A 565-nucleotide genomic window follows, 5' to 3' on the forward strand; every position below is an offset into this window, starting at 1 on the left:
ACCTGCTAAAGTTTTTTCACTGACTACATTGGCAGAAGCGTAGTATTTTTTCTCGCCTCCACCGGCAACTCCTGGTTGCCCTTTCTGAATGACTTTGTACTTGATTGGCATAAAGATTTAGTTTTTAGATGTTAGATATTAGTTGTTAGTTGTTAAATGGTTGGTGGCTATTAGAGGTTGGAGGTTCGGTTTAAGGATTGGTGAGGCTATACTAAGTTCTAAACTCTTATATCTCGCCTCTAGCCTTAAAAAACGCCTTCCCCCTCTAAACACACACAAAACGAGAGGAAAGGCTAAAGCAGAAAGAAAGCAAAGGCTCCCTTTCTGAACACTAAAAGCACCCAACAAGAACGACCATGTTTTAAGACAAAACAATGGTGCTTTTAGTAAATATTGATTAAAGCTAAAATTAGAATGGTATAAACACGAAAAGCCTCCAACAAAAGTTAGTGGAATAATATTTTGTTTTAACGATAAAAGTCTAAGTAATTTTCTAAATAATCGGACACATACCCACGAAACTACTTGTGTGTGTGTGTGTGTGTGTGTGTGTGTGTGTGTGTGT

General features: G+C 37.5%; 1 protein-coding gene and 1 pseudogene. Both read right to left on the bottom strand.

Going from position 1 to position 565, the window contains the following annotated elements; genetic code table 11:
• Nucleotides 1-111: pseudogene (locus tag GXW81_RS10605) on the bottom strand (DNA-binding protein); the annotation flags it as partial.
• 27 nt (nucleotides 112-138) lie between these two features.
• The coding region (locus tag GXW81_RS10610) for a hypothetical protein (protein WP_260393599.1) at nucleotides 139-565 on the bottom strand (427 nt) is incomplete at its 5' end.

Origin of the sequence: Riemerella anatipestifer, from assembly GCF_009932355.1 — a bacterium.
GTDB classification, from domain to species: Bacteria; Bacteroidota; Bacteroidia; order Flavobacteriales; family Weeksellaceae; genus Riemerella; species Riemerella anatipestifer_E.